The 15,007-nt window shown below is 67.1% G+C and carries 6 protein-coding genes, 1 tRNA gene and 1 CRISPR repeat array (1 of these 8 cut by a window edge); of the genes, 4 read left to right on the forward strand and 3 right to left on the reverse strand.

The window, feature by feature from the left end:
• Positions 1–163 precede the first annotated feature (163 nt).
• Both JIM94_RS10855 and acpS read left to right on the forward strand, forming a co-directional pair.
• Positions 164–9,301: a type I polyketide synthase gene (locus JIM94_RS10855; RefSeq protein WP_248703013.1), complete on the forward strand. Its 9,138-nt coding sequence runs from the start codon at positions 164–166 to the stop codon at positions 9,299–9,301.
• Positions 9,302–9,432: 131 nt separating this feature from the next.
• Entirely contained in the window at positions 9,433–9,852 is a 420-nt protein-coding gene (gene acpS / locus JIM94_RS10860) for a holo-ACP synthase AcpS (RefSeq protein WP_200250291.1), read from the forward strand.
• Between the two features lie 757 nt (positions 9,853–10,609).
• On the opposite strand, the gene JIM94_RS10865 is transcribed toward acpS, so the two are convergent.
• Both JIM94_RS10865 and bcp read right to left on the reverse strand, forming a co-directional pair.
• A complete protein-coding gene (locus JIM94_RS10865) occupies positions 10,610–11,275 on the reverse strand; it encodes a TetR/AcrR family transcriptional regulator (protein WP_200250176.1) in 666 nt (221 codons plus the stop codon).
• 11 nt (positions 11,276–11,286) lie between these two features.
• A complete protein-coding gene (gene bcp / locus JIM94_RS10870; protein WP_200250174.1) occupies positions 11,287–11,787 on the reverse strand; it encodes a thioredoxin-dependent thiol peroxidase in 501 nt (166 codons plus the stop codon).
• Positions 11,788–11,958: 171 nt separating this feature from the next.
• On the opposite strand from bcp, the gene JIM94_RS10875 reads away from it, so the two are divergent.
• Positions 11,959–12,240 carry a DUF3618 domain-containing protein gene (locus tag JIM94_RS10875; RefSeq protein WP_200250170.1) on the forward strand — a complete coding sequence of 94 codons (282 nt, stop codon included), beginning with the start codon at positions 11,959–11,961 and terminating at the stop codon, positions 12,238–12,240.
• Between the two features lie 81 nt (positions 12,241–12,321).
• Here the strand turns inward: JIM94_RS10875 and JIM94_RS10880 are convergent, their stop codons facing one another.
• On the reverse strand, positions 12,322–13,536 hold the full coding sequence (locus tag JIM94_RS10880; RefSeq protein WP_200250168.1) for a L,D-transpeptidase: 1,215 nt from the start codon (positions 13,534–13,536) through the stop codon (positions 12,322–12,324).
• 356 nt (positions 13,537–13,892) lie between these two features.
• Between JIM94_RS10880 and JIM94_RS10885 the strand changes: the two genes are divergently transcribed.
• Positions 13,893–13,968, forward strand: a tRNA-Lys gene (locus JIM94_RS10885).
• 242 nt (positions 13,969–14,210) lie between these two features.
• Positions 14,211–15,007: direct repeats of the CRISPR family, unit length 28 nt; unit sequence GTTTTCCCCGCCCACGCGGGGATGGTCC (it continues 2,077 nt past the right edge of the window).

Consider the following 15,007-nt stretch of genomic DNA (forward strand, 5'->3'; position numbering starts at 1 on the left):
GCTCAACTACGGTTTTTCCCGTCCCTGACGGTTCCCTGCGTCGGGTGTGGATCGACATGCCCGTAAAAGATGACGCTTTCCTCATGATTTTGTGGCACATTTGCCTGGGCAAAACTAGCGGCTCCCGGGCCGCCCACATCCATGCAAACAGGAGAGTTTCCACGTGACTGAGCACCAGCACACCTTCGGCAGTGACCGACTCATAGACAACCTCGGGGAGCAGAGTTACGCACTGAGCTTCTCCGGACAGGGGTTCGACTGGTTGAGCACGCTGCGTGCCGCCCTCGGTGCGGGTGCGGGTTCGAACGTCTCGGGCATCGTGGAGCAGGCGGAGGAGCTTCTCGCGCCGGTGTTCGACGCACTCGTCGGCGCCCGTCCGCACGGGTTCGATCCGGTGGGGTGGGCCGACGACGACGGTGCCCCCTCCTTTGACACGGCTCAGGCCGCGATCAGTGTTCCGGGTATCTTCACCGCGCAGCTCGCGGTTCTCGACGCCCTCGAGTCACAGGGTCTCGACATCGAACGCGCCGCGGCGGTCATCGGCCATTCCCAGGGTGTGCTCGGTGTGCACCTGATGAAGGACGTCTCCCGTGCCGCGGAGCTCGTCGCCGTCGCGGAGCTCATCGGCGCGTCGATGACCCGTACCGGCCGTATGACCGGGCTCATCCAGCAGGGCGACGCCTGTCCGATGCTCCTGATCCAGGGGGTGACCCGGGAACAGCTCACCAGGGCGATCGCGGCGACGTGCGGGGACGTCGATGAGCGGCTCCGTCCCGTCATCGGTCTGCGCAACGGCATCGACGCCTTCGTGCTCGTCGGTCGTCCCGCCGACGTCGCCGCCGTGCGGGATCTGCTCCTGAAGTTCGCGGCGCGTGACGCGAAGGCGCTGGAGAACAAGGAGCGCGGCGGTAAACCGTTCGCCCCGACGTTCACGCCGTTGAAGGTGCAGACCGCGTTCCACCACCCGGCCTTCGCCCCGGGGGTGGAGCAGGTCGTCGAGTGGGCCTCCGCCTGCGGTATCGACACCGGGCTCGCCCGCGAGGTCGCGGCCGATGTGATGGTCAACCCCGTCGACTGGGTCGCCGAGGTCGGCGGTGCGGCTGACGCCGGCGCCGCCTGGATCTTCGAGGTCGGTCCGGACGGTGGTGTCGCCGGTCTGACCCGAAAGATCGTGACCGGCCGTGGTGTCGGTGTCCTCGCCGTGCACGACGAAGCGGGGCAGTCGAGGCTCTTCGATCCGGGTCTGCCGATGGAACCCCCGGCGGACTTCAGCCGTTTCGCGCCCCGCGTCGCCCGCGACGCCGACGGCAACGACATCCTGGTCACCCGTTTCACCGAACTCACCGGTTACTCCCCGATGCTGCTCGCGGGCATGACCCCCACCACCGTCGACCCGGAGATCGTCGCCGCAGCCGCGAACGCCGGCAACTGGGCGGAGATGGCCGGTGGCGGCCAGGTCACCCCCGCGATCCTCGAATCGAACATCGCGAAGCTCACCGACCTCCTCGAGCCGGGCGTGAACGCCCAGTTCAACTCGATGTTCCTCGATCCGTACCTGTGGAAGATGCAGATCGGCGGCAAGCGTCTGGTGCAGCGCGCCCGCGCGAACGGCGCCCCGATCAACGGTGTCGTCATCACGGCGGGCATGCCCGACCACGACGAGGCGGTCGAACTCGTCCACGAACTCCGGGAGGCGAACATCCCGTGGGTCTGCTTCAAGCCCGGTGCGGTCAAGCACATCCGCAAGTGCCTGGACATCGCGGCCGCGCTGCCGGAGATCCCCGTCATCATCCAGGTCGAGGGCGGCAAGGCCGGTGGGCACCACTCCTGGGAGGACCTCGACGACCTGCTGATCGCCACCTACGGTGACATCCGTCGTCACGGGAACGTGGTGCTGTGCGTCGGTGGCGGTATCGGCACACCGGAGCGGGCCGCCGACTACATCACCGGTGAGTGGGCGACCGCGCACGGTCTGCCCGCCATGCCCGTCGACGGCATCCTCGTCGGTACCGCGGCGATGGCGACGAAGGAGGCGAAGACCTCCGAAGCGGTCAAGCAGCTGCTGGTCGACACCACGGGTATCGACGACTGGGTCGGTGCCGGCCACGCCGCCGGTGGCATGGCCTCCGGCCGCAGCCAGCTCGGCGCGGACATCCACGAGATCGACAACTCCGCGGCGAAGGCCGGCCGTCTCCTCGACGAGGTCGCCGGCGACGCCGACGCGGTCGCCGCACGCCGCGACGAGATCATCGACGCCATCGGCCGCACCTGCAAGCCCTACTTCGGTGACCTCACCGACATGACCTACCGCACCTGGCTGCAGCGCTACCTCGAACTCTCCGGCCCGTACAAGGGGGAGTGGACCGACATCACCTGGTTCAACCGTTTCCGGGAGATGCTCGGCCGCGCCGAGGCGCGTCTCACCGACACCGACCACGGCACGTTCACCGCCGTCGTCGACATCGACGAGAACGACGCACCGCGCACGGCCGTCGAGAAGCTCGTCGAGGCGTACCCGTCGGCCACCACCGAGCCGCTGCACCCGGCGGACGTCGCCTGGTTCCTCGGGCTGTGCCGCACCCCGGGCAAACCCGTCAACTTCGTGCCCGTCATCGACGAGAACGTCCGCCGCTGGTGGCGTTCCGATTCCCTGTGGCAGGCACAGGACGAGCGTTACGACGCCGACCAGGTGTGCGTCATCCCCGGGCCGGCCGCCGTCGCGGGCATCACCCGGATGAACGAGCCCGTCGCCGACCTCCTGGCGCGCTTCAACGCGGCGACCATCGCCCGCGTCGGTGACACCGCCGTCGACACCGCCCCCGCCACCGTCGAGACCGCCCCCGTCCCGCGCGTGCTCGCCGCCTCCGGCACCTACTGGGCCGGCCGCCACACCGCGTCCCTCATCGGACGCCTCGGCGCCCCGGACGCCTGGGAGACCGCCGCCGACGGACGTTCCGCCACCCACACAGCGACCGGCTCCACCCTCGTCGAGCAGGACGACACCCATGCGGTGCTCACCGTCCCGCTCGCCGGGTCCACCGCCGCCGGCACCACCACGGATCTCACCATCCGGTTCACCCTGCCCTCCGACGCCGTCCCCGGCTCCGTCCCGCAGGTCACCCAGGCCGACGCCGAGGACGCGATGGGTGAGCTCACCCGCGTCGCCGCCGGCGGAACCCTCGCCGAACTCGACGGCGACACCGCCCACTGGTCCACCACCCTCGACCTCGGCCACACGGCCGACTACCAGGGTGTGACCACCGGCTACCTGCCCGACACCCTCACCCCGGCGGGAACCGCACCCGATGTCCTCGTCGGCCGCGCCTGGCCCGCCGTGTTCGCCGCCGTGCGTTCCGCCGTCATCCCCGGTACCGACTCCGCGTCCGTCGTCGAGGGCATGCTGTCCCTGGTGCACCTCGAGCACCACCTCAAGCTCGACCGCGAACTGCCCGTCCCCACCGCGGACTGCCCCGTGCAGCTCGACGTGACCGCGACCGCAGACGAGGTCACCGACACCGACATCGGACGGGTCGTCGTCGTCCGCGCCCGCATCACCGCCGACGGCGAACCCCTCGGCACCCTGTCCGAGCGATTCGCCATCCGTGGACGCAACGGTCGGGCCACCGCGAACACCAACACCTCGGTTCTGCCGAGCGTCGTCGACACCCCGCGCTCCTTCCGCACCATCGCCACCGTCACCGCCCCGAAGGACCTCCGGCCCTTCGCCGTGGTCTCCGGCGACCGCAACCCCATCCACGTCTCACCGACCGCCGCCGGCCTCGCAGGCCTGCCCGGCGTCATCGTCCACGGCATGTGGACCTCCGCCATCGGCGAACTCATCGCCGCCGCCGGATTCTCCGACGACAGCACCACCACCGCGCCGGGCCGCGTCGTCGAGTACACCGCGACGATGCTCGCCCCGGTCCTGCCCGGCTCCACGATCGAGTTCACCGTGGAACGCACCGGCATCGACGACCGCCCGGGCTGCGGCGAGGTGCGCAGCGTCACCGCCACCGTCGGCGGTAACCCCGTCCTCGTCGCCACCGCCGTCATGGCCGCGCCGAAGACCTTCTACGCCTTCCCCGGACAGGGCATCCAGTCCCCGGGCATGGGCATGGACGCCTACCTGTCCTCGTCCGCGGCGAAGGAGGTCTGGGACCGTGCCGACGCGCACACCCGCGGAAAGCTGGGCTTCTCCGTCCTGGAGATCGTGCGCAACAACCCGACCGAGGTCGTCGTCAACGGCGAGCGCTTCCACCACCCGGACGGTGTCCTGTTCCTCACCCAGTTCACCCAGGTCGCCATGGCGACCCTCGGTGTCGCACAGGTCGCCGAGATGCGCGAGGCCAACGCCCTGAACCAGCGCGCCTACTTCGCCGGCCACTCCGTCGGCGAGTACAACGCCCTCGCCGCCTACGCCCGGGCGCTCACCCTGGAATCCGTCGTCGAGATCGTCTACCGCCGCGGCCTGACCATGCACCGTCTCGTCGACCGCGACGAGAACGGCAACTCCAACTACGCGCTCGCCGCCCTGCGCCCCAACAAGATGGGGCTCACCGCCGACAACGTCGCCGAGTTCGTCGCCCGCATCGCGGAGGAGTCCGGCGAGTTCCTCGAGATCGTCAACTACAACCTCGCCGGCCTCCAGTACGCCGTCGCGGGCACCGTCACCGGCCTGAAGGCCCTCGGTGCAGCGGCGGAGCAGGCCGCGCCGGGCCAGCGGGCGTTCATCCTGATCCCCGGCATCGACGTGCCCTTCCACTCGTCGGTCCTGCGCGACGGTGTGGGCGACTTCCGAGACCACCTGGACTCCCTGCTGCCGCAGGAACTCGACCTCGACGTCCTCGTCGGCCGCTACATCCCGAACCTCGTGGCCCGCCCGTTCGAGCTCACCCGTGACTTCGTCGAATCCATGACCGAGGTCGTCGACTCGCCGCTGCTCGACGAGATCCTCGCCGACTTCGACGCGGCCGCCGCGAACGAGCAGAAACTCGCCCGCACCATCCTCGTCGAACTTCTCGCCTGGCAGTTCGCCTCCCCGGTCCGCTGGATCGAGACGCAGGACCTCGTCCTGCGCGACACCGACCACGGCGGCCTCGGCGTGGAGCGCTTCGTCGAGGTCGGCGTGGGCTCCGCCCCGACCATCGCGAACATGATGGGCCAGTCACTGCGCCTCCCGCAGTACGCCCACTGCGACATCGAGGTCCTCAACATCGAGCGCGACCGCAACGTCGTGTTCGCCACCGACGAGATCGTCCGCGAGGTCACCGACGAGGAGACCTCCGACACCGGTGCCGACACCGGAACCCCGGCCGCCGAAGGCTCCGCCAGCGCGGAACCCGCGGCAGCGGCCGCACCGGTCGAGCAGGCCGCCCCGGCCGCCCCGGCGGGCGGACCCCGCCCCGACGACATCGCCTACGGTCCGGCGGACGCCACCGCGCTGCTCATCGCCCTGTGGACCAAGGTCCGCCCCGAGCAGATGGGCGTCACCGACTCCATCGAGACCCTCGTCGACGGGGTCTCCTCCCGCCGCAACCAGCTCCTGCTCGACCTCGGCGTCGAGTTCGGGCTCGGCGCCATCGACGGCGCCGCCGACGCGGAGATCGCCGACCTGAAGAACACCGTCTCCCGCATGGCGAAGGGCTACACCGCCTTCGGCCCGGTGCTCTCCGACGCGATCGCCGACGCCCTGCGCCGCATCACCGGCCCCACCGGCAAGCGCCCCGGCTACATCAGCGAGCGCGTGACCGGCACCTGGCAGCTCGGCCAGGGCTGGGCCGACCACGTCACCGCAGCCGTGATCGCGGGTTCCCGCGAGGGATCCTCCCTGCGGGGCGGCGACCTCGCCACCCTGAGCCCCGCCGCACCGTCGAACGCCGGTGAACTGGACGCCCTCATCGACGCCGCCGTGCAGCAGGTCGCCGCCGACCACGGTGTCTCCGTCGGTCTGCCGTCCGCCGGTGGCGCAGGAGGCGGCGTCGTCGACTCCGCCGCACTCGGCGAGTTCGCGGAGCAGGTCACCGGTAAGGCCGGCGTCCTCGCCGCCACCGCCCGCACGATCCTCGCCCAGCTGGGTCTCAACCACACCCCGCGCACCGAGGGGCTCTCCGACGCCGAGGCCGACCAGAGCTTCTTCGAGCTCGTCAGCAAGGAACTCGGCTCCGACTGGCCGCGCCTGGTCTCCGAGACGTTCGAGGCAGAGCGCACCGTCCTCATCGACGACCGCTGGGCCACCGCCCGCGAGGACGTCATCCGCGTCGCCGCGGGGGAGACCGACGGCGGGAACCTCGACGTCACCGGCACCGGAACTGCCGTCGCCGACCTCGCGGCCCACCTCGCGACCAGGGCCGACGAGGAGACCGCCGCCACGCTGCGCCGCCTCGCGGAGCAGGCCCGCGACACCACACCCGGCGAATACGCCGACGATGTCGCCGTGGTCACCGGCGGATCGCCGAACTCCATCGCGGCCGCGATCGTCGCCAGGCTCCTGGCCGGTGGCGCGACCGTCGTCGCCACCACCTCCTCGCTCGACCACGACCGCCTTGAGTTCTACAAGGGCCTCTACCGCGACAACGCCCGTGGCGGAGCCGCCCTGTGGATCGTGCCCGCGAACCTCACCTCCTACGCCGACCTCGAATCGGTGATCGAGTGGATCGGCTCCGAGCAGACCGCCACCGTCAACGGTGAGAAGAAGGTCACCAAGAAGGCACTCGTCCCGACGCTGCTGTTCCCGTTCGCCGCACCGCGCGTCATGGGCAGCCTCGACGACGCCGGCCCCCGCGCCGAGAACGAGATGCGCCTGCTGCTCTGGTCCGTCGAACGGCTCATCTCCGGGCTGTCCGCCATCGGCACCGACGTCCGCGTCGGCCGCCGCATGCACGTCGTCCTGCCGGGTTCCCCGAACCGGGGCCGCTTCGGTGGCGACGGCGCGTACGGCGAGTCCAAGGCCGCGCTCGACGCCCTGGTCACCCGCTGGAACGCCGAACCCGTGTGGGGTGACCGCACCTCGCTCGTCCACGCCCTGATCGGCTGGGTCCGGGGCACCGGACTCATGGGCGGCAACGACCCCCTCGTCGAGGCCGTCGAGGCCGCCGGCGTGCGCACCTACTCCACGGAGGAGATCGCCGCCGAGCTGCTCACCCAGGTCGACACCGGCGTGCGCGCCAGCGCCGCCCAGTCGCCCGTCACCGTGGACCTCACCGGCGGACTCGGGGAAGCGGACCTGGATCTCGCCGAACTCGGACGCAACGCCGCCCGGGACGCCGCCGCAGCCGAGGCCGACCACGACGGCGACGACACCAAGCGGGAACTGACCGCCCTGCCCACCCCGTACCGCCGCGTGCGGCAGACCACCCCGGACTTCTCGGGACAGGTCACCGCCGACCTCGACGACATGGTCGTCATCGTCGGCACCGGCGAGCTCGGCCCCTACGGATCCGCGCGCACCCGCTTCGACGCCGAGGTCACCGGCGACCTCACCGCCGCCGGCGTCATCGAACTCGCCTGGTCCATGGGCCTGATCACCTGGGACGTCGACCCCACCCCCGGCTGGTACGACGCCGACGGCAACGAGATCGACGAGGCGGACATCCACGACCGTTTCCACGACGAGGTCCTCGCCCGGGTCGGCGTGCGCCGCTACCACGACGACTTCGACATGGTGGACAACCTCGCCCCGGAACTCACCACCGTCTACCTCGACCACGACATGACCTTCAGCGTCCCCGACGCCGAGGCCGCCCGCACCTTCGTCGACTCCGAACCGGACAACACCAGCGCCTGGCTCGACGAGGAGACCGGCGAGTGGAACGTCACCCGCCACGCCGGATCCGCGGTCCGCGTCCCGCGCCGCATGTCCATGAGCCGCTTCGTCGGCGGCCAGATCCCCGAGGGCTTCGACCCGACCGTGTGGGGCATCCCCGCCGACATGGCCGACAACCTCGACCGCGTCGCGCTCTGGAACATCGTCTGCACCGTGGACGCGTTCCTGTCCTCCGGATTCACCCCGGCTGAACTCATGCGCGCCGTACATCCCGCCCGCGTGTCCTCCACCCAGGGCACCGGCATGGGTGGCGTCGAGTCCATGCGTTCCCTCTACATCGACCGCCTGCTCGCCGAACCCCGCGCCAACGACATCCTCCAGGAGGCGCTGCCGAACGTCATCGCCGCGCACGTCATGCAGAGCTACGTCGGCGGCTACGGCCAGATGATCCACCCCGTCGCCGCCTGCGCCACCGCAGCGGTGTCCGTCGAGGAGGGTGTCGACAAGATCAAGCTCGGCAAGGCCGACGTCGTCGTCGCCGGTGGTTTCGACGACCTCTCCGTCGAGGGCATCACCGGCTTCGGTGACATGGCCGCCACCGCCGACTCCGCGGAGATGGCGGGCAAGGGTATCGAGGAGAAGTACTTCTCCCGCGCCAACGACCGACGCCGCGGCGGCTTCGTCTCCTCCGCGGGCGGAGGAACGCTGCTGCTCGCCCGCGCGAGCGTCGCCGCCGAACTCGGACTGCCCGTGCACGGTGTGATCGCCTTCGCCGAATCCTTCGCCGACGGTGCGCACACCTCCATCCCGGCACCCGGTCTCGGCGCACTGTCCGCGGCACGCGGCGGAGTGAACTCCCGGCTCGCCAAGGCACTCGCATCGGTGGGTGTCACCGCCGACGAGATCGCCGTGGTGTCCAAGCACGACACCTCCACCACCGCGAACGACCCGAACGAGTCCGACCTCCACGAGCGGATCGCCGCATCCATCGGCCGCGCCGACGGCAACCCGCTCTACGTCATCTCCCAGAAGTCACTCACCGGCCACGCCAAGGGCGGCGCCGCGGCCTTCCAGATGATCGGACTCACCCAGGTGCTGCGCAGCGGCATCCTCCCCGCGAACCGTGCCCTCGACTGCGTCGACCCGGTCCTGGCGAAGCACAACCACCTCGTGTGGCTGCGCACCCCCCTGAACCTGGCCGCACGCCCGCCGAAGGCCGGACTGGTCACCTCCCTCGGATTCGGACACGTCTCCGCACTGGTCGCCATCGTCCACCCGGACGCCTTCGTCGAGGCACTCCGCACCGCACAGGGTGACGACGCCGTCGCCTCCTGGACGGCACGCGCCACCGCCCGCGAAGAAGCCGGCCTGCGCCGCATCCTCCGCGGAATCTACGGCGGACCGGCCCTGTTCACCCGCCCCACCGACCGCAACCTCGGCGCCACCGGGGCAGCGGCCAAGGAACGCGAGGCGAACATCCTGCTGGACGACGACGCCCGACTCGTCGACGGCGTCCTGCGCACCGGCGGAGAGATCTAGCGCCGGCGTACCGCTGAACGACCGACGACCGCCGCCCCACCCGTTCACACAGGTGGGGCGGCGGTCGTCTCGTGCCACCACCCGGAACGGTGATCCCCCGAAAGTAGAATGGCCCCATGCCCGCACCACTGCTGCCCGCCACCGGAATCGACCTCGTCCACGTTCCCGGCTTCGCCGAACAACTGGACACCCCGGGCAGCACCTTCACGGACGTGTTCACCGCCACCGAGAAGCGCACCGCAGCGCGGAAACCCGCCCACCTGCGAGCTGAACACCTCGCCGGACGCTGGGCCGCCAAGGAAGCGTTCATCAAGGCCTGGTCCACCGCACTCTACGGACAACCACCCGTCATCGCACCGGAACACCTCAACTGGCGGGAAATCGAGGTAAGACCCGACCGGTGGGGGAGAGTAGCCCTCACACTCCACGGAGAGGTGGCTACCGCCGTGAGTACCAGCCTGGGGGACGTGCGCGTGAGTCTGTCGATCTCGCACGACGGGGACTACGCGACGGCGATGTGTTGGGTGGGGTCAGATAACGATGAGCACTGACGATGAGGTGCCAAGGAAGTAGCTGAAACGACAATCGTGGAGGGGACACTGTGGCGATGCCACAGTGTCCCCTTTTGTAAAATTGGCGGCTGGTTTGTCAGCCAGTATCAGTATTAAGCCCCGTGAGGACGGGGAAGAAAAACTCGAAAATGCTAGAAGCATCATCACTAACGGGCCATCCCCACTTGTTGAGGTGGGGAATTGTGTGAAAGATCATCGGCACCGTGTGAAAAATGTAGCACAGTATCGACAACTGACACTCGGAGTGTCGTCACTAGGTCAAGTGTGTTAAGCGTATTCATTTGGATACACTTTTCTAGAATTAACTTAGTGATGATTCTTAGAGTGTGAATCATCTGTGATACTCTGATTCCATTGGAGAGCGTCGGTCTAGTTTTCCTGTTCGGCAAGTCGCGCAAAGGGAGATGACAGGATGGAAACTGAACGATGGGAAGAATTGGGGTATGAGACCGATGATCGAAAGTTGAGGGTCGTCGAGGGGGAGCTATCGATGCTCCGACACCTGGTTCGAGTGCGGATGAATGTGTAACGGGGAATGCTGGATTTTTTGTCGTCCTTGTCGATAAGGCCGCAGCGGGAGAGGGCCTTCGGCGGTGTGCCCAGCAGTGGGGATGGGAAATTTATGAACTAGATCCATCCAAGATCGGGGCAGCAGCTGTCGAACAGGTGATTGGGGTTCGCGCCACGTACTGCTGTTGCACGGTCCGGAAGTCGCTCAGATTGGTAAGTCCCGAACCTAACCCTGAGCCACCGAGAACAGATAGGCGACGAGCATCCGCTTGATTTCCCTCACGGTGTAGTCGAAACGGTGGTCGTCGATACCCGGGTCGCGGACGGCGAAGTTCAGTAGGGAACTGGCGGTGTGGACGAGGATCGCGGCGAGTTCGCGGCGCTGTTCCTCGCTGGCGTGGCTCGCCAGCGGGCGCATGGCCTCGGCGATGATGTCCAGAACCTCGGACTCCGTCGCAGCTGCGGTGGCGCGGGTCGCCGGGGTCGACTGGATCGCGTGCCACACCGCGCGGCGGGACGGATCATCGTGCCAGAGCTTCGAGACATGCTCAATGAACTCGTCGAGGAACTCCGGCCACTGGAGGGCCGGCACCTGATGCGCGAACGTGTCCAGCTCGGCCACGACCCCCGCCGTGTCCTGGCGGTCCAGTTCGCAGATGAGGACGTACTTGTTCGCGAAGAACTGGTAGAGCGTACCGATGGGTACCTCCGCGCGGCGCGCGACCTCGTCGAAGGTGAATGACTCGAATCCGACGTCGACAAGCACACTCCGTGCAGCCGAAAGAATACGTTCAAAGCGCTCGCGCGAACGCTGCTGCGCAGGGCGACGCCGTGGAACGAGAATCTCCGTGGAATTCGGATCTTCCGGTGGGGTAGAAGCTCTGGACGTCATCGGGCTCCCGGTCAGAGATCCCGGAGAACGCGGGCGACGTGTCCCGTGGCACGGACGTTGTACTGGGCCGACTCCACCTTGCCGTCGGCACCTATGATCACCGTCGAACGAATCACACCCTGCACCACGCGGCCATAGTTCTTCTTCTCTCCCCACGCCCCCCAGGCCGACATGGTCTCCTTCGACTCATCGGACAGGAGCGGGAACGTCAAGCCCTCCTCCTCATGGAAAGCCGCGAGGGCCTCCACCGGATCAGGTGAGACCCCCAGAACCGTGATCCCCAGATCGGAGAAATCGGACAGCCGGTCACGGAAATCACACGCCTGCTTCGTGCACCCGGGAGTCCCCGCCTTCGGGTAGAAGTACACCAACACCCGCTGACCGGCGAAATCCTTCAGCGACACCATCTCACCCGTATGCGCCGGCAGGGTGAGATCCGGCACCGAATCACCCGGTTCCAGCCGTCGCACAGACGAAGAAGCACCCGTGGAAGAAGACGAAGACACAGACATGAACACAACCATACCCGGCACAGAACACGCCGTTAAGACCCGAATCGTGTTACCTCCCGGGCCAGCTGCGTGCGGCAACACCGGGTCTCCAGATGCGCGGTACCCCACCCATGAACTACCGTTGGAGACATCACCAAGACTGACCACCACAATTAAACCGGGAGTTCATCCGTGGCACGTGACATCGAAGACATTCAACGCGAGCTGGACCGCACCCGTCGGCAGTTCGCCTCCACTCTGGATCAGCTCGCCGAGCGCAGCCGACCCGAGAACATCGTCGACGACGCGAAGCGCTCAGCGACCGACAAGCTGAACGACCCGAAGGTCCAGAAGATCCTCGCAGGAGTCGCCGGCGCCGTCGTGCTCGCCGTCGCATTCGGTGTCTACCGCTCCCGCAAGAAGAGCAGCGACCTCAAGGAAATTCAGCGCATGCTCTCCGAGCGCCTCTCCTAGAATCGACGACAGAAGCACCCGAGCTTGAGGGCCTCTCCAACAACGGAGGGGCCCTCAAGCTCATTCACCTGTCACACGGAGTCACCGGTTTTCGTCGGCATTGCCCGCCTTCCACGTCTCCCACGGGATATTCCAGTCCCCGAGACCGTCCCAACCGGAAAGCTGACCGCCCTGGGTGTTGCTGACCACCACGACGTCGCCACGCTTCACCATGTCCTGGAACCACTGGGCGTTGTCCGTCGACACATTCAGGCAACCGTGGGACGTGTTCTGGCTGCCCTGCGCCCACACCGACCACGGCGCAGCGTGGACATAGATCCCCGAATAACTCATCTGGGTCGCGTACTTGACCTTCGTCCTGTAGCCGTCCGGATCATCCACCGGAGTGCCGTACGTCGACGAATCCATCACCAGATCCGGATACTGGTCACCGATGATGTATGTACCGTTCGGAGTCGGGAAACGCGGAGAACCCATGGAAATCGGTATGTTCCGCAGGACCTCACCGTTCCTCGTCACCTTCAACTGCTTCGTATTGTCATCGGCGTAGGAGATCACCGAATCACCGATGGTGAAGTTCGCCGCATTGTCCGAGGCTCCCCAGATGCCCCCTCCGAGCTGCTCCCCGTAGATATCCGCCCTGACCCGGACCTCAGTGCCCGGCGCCCAGAACTCCTCCGGCCGCCACCGAACCTCGTAATTGTTCAACCAGTAGAACGCACCCTCCACCGGCGGATCCGTGACAATCTCTATGGCGTCCTCGGCCGCCTGGCGGTCCGGAACAGTCAGACCGAACCGGAAAGCGATGGTCTGCCCGACCCCCACCGTCGACCCGTCCAGAGGTGACAACGCCACCGACGCCGTCTGCGCAGGCTCCGCCGTACCGAAGGTGATCGTCCGCTCAGAACCATTCGAACCCGTGGCAACGATCGTGTACGTACGGTAATAACCCAGAACCTCGGCGGTCTCCCACGTGGTGCCGTCCGCAGAGAGCGACGACTCCACCTCGTAACCGTCCTCGTTCGTCATCACGACCTTCTCGAGGGTCCCGTCAAGAGCCTTGACGGTGATCGGTTCCTTGGGATTCACCCCCGTCGCACCGTCGCGCACACTCACCGCAGGCTTCAAAGGCTCAGACGCAGGCGTGGCAGACTCCCCGGAGGTCACCGCACCACCACCCGCAGCGGGACCGCCACCATCACCGATCGTGCACCCGACCAACAGACCGGCCGCAGCGACCGCCCCCAACAAACCAGGCAACCCACGTACCCTTGACACACACTGTCCGAAGGTCATTACTCTCCATCTTGATGAACTTCTCCGCACGACACACCGGCCCTCTCAAAGAGACGACAGTGCCGCACTGTCAGATCGACGGTCGCATCCTGCGGAACCACAGCACAACCATCACAATGACACCAGCTTACGTCCCGGCAAACAGAGACACCGCTGATACACACCGATTGTGCCTGACCCGTGACCCCAGACCCGGCCCACCGCCAAGCACGCACACCCAAGCCCGGGGTACAGCAAAACCGGCCCTGACAGTAGATCTGATAAACAAGCCTTGAACAGGCGATTTTACAATCACACCGACCACTTGTAATATTTCACTTCGTTGCCGAGGGGAACAACCCCCACGGAAACAACATGCGCCATTAGCTCAATTGGCAGAGCAGCTGACTCTTAATCAGCGGGTTCGGGGTTCGAGTCCCTGATGGCGCACCACCTCACCCCCACCGGGATTATCCCTGGTGGGGGTTTTCTCATTACAGAAAATATTCTTTCCGGGGCAACCGTTGCCGATGCGGAAGCGAACACCACACACAAACAGCCGGACACACCCCGCGAACCTGGACGAGAAGCAACACCCATCCCACCCACCCATACAGAGCCCGGCGGCACAGTGCCTGACAGACAAACTAAAGCTAAAATGGCCAACAGGGATCCAAACCCCCAGTTAAATAAGTGTTTTCCCCGCCCACGCGGGGATGGTCCCGTCGTGAGGGCGTCGCCAAGATCGTGCCCACTAGTTTTCCCCGCCCACGCGGGGATGGTCCCATGCGCGACCCCGACGCCCCCACCACCCAAGCCGTTTTCCCCGCCCACGCGGGGATGGTCCCGGCCGGATGATCGAATCCTCGCGGAAAGTAGGGGTTTTCCCCGCCCACGCGGGGATGGTCCCAACACGGCACGTAGGTGCCAGCGCCCTGCCGGGGTTTTCCCCGCCCACGCGGGGATGGTCCCAACGCGGAATCAAGCTCACGCCGAAGCGCGTCCGTTTTCCCCGCCCACGCGGGGATGGTCCCACGGCTGCGTATTCCGCTTCTTCTGAGGACCCGGTTTTCCCCGCCCACGCGGGGATGGTCCGGAAGTGGAGCAGCGGAGGAATGCCGCCGCGCCGGTTTTCCCCGCCCACGCGGGGATGGTCCCGTCAACAAAATGGCCACCCCCAGCAAATCTGAAGTTTTCCCCGCCCACGCGGGGATGGTCCATGGTGGACTCGCAGGATCTTCGCGACGTCCGAGGTTTTCCCCGCCCACGCGGGGATGGTCCCTCCACCATGGCGATCCCCTTCGGGTGTGTAGTGTTTTCCCCGCCCACGCGGGGATGGTCCCTGTGCTGATCGGAGTATCCATCAGGTCTGACCGTTTTCCCCGCCCACGCGGGGATGGTCCCGGCACGGCGACGATCCCGGCGGGCAGGACGTCGTTTTCCCCGCCCACGCGGGGATGGTCCGTGGTCGGAGATCCAGCTCTTGACCGAG

Source organism: Corynebacterium pygosceleis, from assembly GCF_016595275.2.
In the GTDB taxonomy this organism is placed as follows: domain Bacteria; phylum Actinomycetota; class Actinomycetes; order Mycobacteriales; family Mycobacteriaceae; genus Corynebacterium; species Corynebacterium pygosceleis.

Bases quoted from the DNA above. Each gene is read 5' to 3' on its own strand.
- JIM94_RS10865 (WP_200250176.1), bottom strand. From the start codon at position 11,275: ATGACGTCCAGAGCTTCTACCCCACCGGAAGATCCGAATTCCACGGAG.
- bcp (WP_200250174.1), bottom strand. From the start codon at position 11,787: ATGTCTGTGTCTTCGTCTTCTTCCACGGGTGCTTCTTCGTCTGTGCGA.
- JIM94_RS10880 (WP_200250168.1), bottom strand. From the start codon at position 13,536: ATGACCTTCGGACAGTGTGTGTCAAGGGTACGTGGGTTGCCTGGTTTG.